Source organism: Oleiphilus sp. HI0086 (genome assembly GCF_001635225.1).
Genome location: NZ_LWFZ01000462.1, coordinates 1 through 307, shown reverse-complemented (window position 1 = coordinate 307; position 307 = coordinate 1). Strand labels below are relative to the sequence as shown.

The window sequence follows — 307 nt, the reverse complement described above, 5'->3', positions numbered from 1 at the left end:
ACTGGGGAATTCTCTGCTAGCATTGCAATCTGCTGCTGGTTTACAAAGAGGCGATGCAGACCTTGAGACCTTCCTTAACGTTCTTCAAGCGTCATTTGACTCTTTTGATCCAATTAACTTTGTAGGCAACTTGAGTAGCACCACTTCTACAACCAAAGCCTTATTTAGCGAAGTGGTTGGCGATGTATTTATTCCAAATAATGCATCTCCCGCTGTTGACGTTGTACAACCAGCGAATATCGGCTGCAACGCAAACCCATACGCCGGCATCTCGCTTGGTGAAGGTACAGCGGCTCCTCTAGCAGGG

The 307-nt window shown here is 47.2% G+C and carries 1 protein-coding gene; it reads left to right on the top strand.

The features are described 5' to 3' along the window. A partial coding sequence (locus A3756_RS27400) for a hypothetical protein (protein ID WP_197481203.1) occupies positions 1-307 on the top strand: 307 nt, incomplete at both ends.